Source organism: Pyrobaculum sp. (assembly GCF_049971835.1).
Classification (GTDB): Archaea; Thermoproteota; Thermoprotei; order Thermoproteales; family Thermoproteaceae; genus Pyrobaculum.
In genome coordinates, this window is the sequence record NZ_JBMFKV010000267.1 from 1 (window position 1) to 2,171 (window position 2,171).

Annotated in this window: 1 protein-coding gene; it reads left to right on the forward strand. The window is 59.1% G+C overall.

What is annotated here, in order from left to right:
- Positions 1–23: 23 nt before the first annotated feature.
- Positions 24–2,171 (forward strand): vWA domain-containing protein (locus ACP5J3_RS13510; protein WP_428496164.1); only part of this gene is annotated, 2,148 nt, incomplete at its 3' end.

Here is a 2,171-nt window from a genome sequence, read left to right on the forward strand (position 1 = left end):
GCCCAAGACCCGCACTCAGCGAGGTGGAGGCACGGGGAAGGTATATACGCGGCGTCGTCTACGGGGTGAACCCCTCTAGGAAGATAGAGATAGTCGCCACGGGCAACGGAACTACAACAGTGATAAGGCCAGAGGTGTCGGCATTTGGGGGGCCCGTAGTCCAAAGACTTGTTTTCACCGCCGAGCTACCGCCGGGCACTCGGCGATTCGCGGTGTATATCGATGGCGAGTTGGTGTACAACTTTACCGTGGCCGAGGCTCCGGCTGTGGTGGCACCTAAGATCCACGTCTTTCTCCACAACTCCACGCTCTGCGTAGACCTGAGCGACTTCGACATACCCCGGGGGGTTGTGGACGTGCCGGGTCTGAGCTGGAGAGGGGGCTTAACATGGTGCGGCAGGGCCGAACTCCCCGGCTACATAAGGGTGAGGATCGGCGAGTTGGAGAGGAGATACTACGTAGCAAAGCCCGAGGTTAGGCTCTACTCGCTCTCCCCCGGCCTCTCCCCGCTGGCCTCCGTCTCTGGATCGCTATGCGGCGTGTCGCTGGATACGCTGGATGCGCCTGGCATCACGCCCTACCCCCACACCTCCGTGCTCTACACCGACGGCGTGATATATGCCCACGTCTACCCTGGACCCGTAGTTAGGCAGATTAGGCTAGCACTCCGCGAGTTATGCGCCCCCGTTTTCTACCACCTAGAGGCAACGGCAAACGTTACGGGGCGGCAGATAAGGGCAGTGGTATTGGTTATAGACGTCTCGGGGAGCATGGCCGGGGAGAAGCTGGAAACCGCTAAACGCGTGGCGAGCACAGTGGTGGACATCCTGGCTGGAGGCAAGGTCCCCATCGGCCTAATCGCCTTTTCGGACAGGCCCCGGGTGGTAAGTCCCCTTACCACAGACTACACCAAGCTGAAGCGCGATCTCGGAGCGTTATCCGCCGGAGGTAGCACAAACATAGGCGACTCCTTAACGGCGGCCTTCGAGCTCCTCGGCGGCACGGGGGCTGTGGTTCTGCTCACAGACGGCCAACACAACGTCGGCACGCCGCCAGCCCAGGCGCTGAGCAGGATAAAGATCACCGCTCCAGTCTACGCCATAGGCCTCGGAAAGGATGTAAACGAGGCAGAGCTCAGATACATCGCGAGACAGACCGGCGGCGTTTATCTATTCTCCCCCACCGCCAAGGAGCTGGAACAAGCCTTCAGCCAGTGGCTCTGGAGCTGGGAAACCCTCGTGTTCAATGGAACAGGCTCGGCCTCTATATCGGGGTCACTCGGACTCTACAGAATACATGCCCAGGACCCAGACAACGTGGAGCTAATCTTCCAAACATCCCCCACATTCGCCGATCGTTGCGCGACCATCCCCCTGACGCTGGTTGACCAATGCGGCTTGGGGCACTACGATCCCTCTACCAAGACGGCAACTATAAACACGTACGGCGCCTCCTTCACCATCAGCGCCAAGACCCCGGCAACGATCTCCTCCCCCATGCCAACCGCCCAATTCATCGTGGGGAGCGACACGGCGTGCGTCGGTGACCACTACACCTTTAAGGTAGTGGGCCTTTCCGAAGTGGCGGCCTACATAGACGGCAGGCGAGTCTCCGTAGAGGAAGTGGGGGGCTGGCGGAGAGTTAGAATCGACAGCGGAGTCGTCCTCAGGATAGAGGCCAAGATCCTAGACCCCGTGACAAAGGCGGTTGTGAAGACAGAGCTAAAGACCGTCGACATTCGGAAATGCGCCGAGATAAAAGTGCAGCCACGCGAGCTCTGGGGCAAGGCGCCCTCTAATTTCCAAATGACAGTCACAGTCACAGGCGCCGTCAGCCCCGGCCAGCTGGAGATATTTATAGTCCCGCCGCTTGAAATCGAGCTAGACAGAATTAGGATAAGGCCAGCAAACCCAAATGAGCCCTACGAAATCACGGGAAGGGTGCTAAGAGCGGTAGACGACTACATCGTAGTGAACCTGCTCCAAGGAGGAAACAAGCTCGCCGACAAGCTGGTAAAGGTAAGCTTCGAGACAACCGGCTCCGTAAGGCCCGCGAGCGACTCCAAGGTAATCATACAGCCCGTCGGCACTCACTCAGACAACATAGATACCATCGCCACGGGCACCCCACAAGTAAAACTCCTATACACGCCAGAGTGGGCCAAGGCCGCC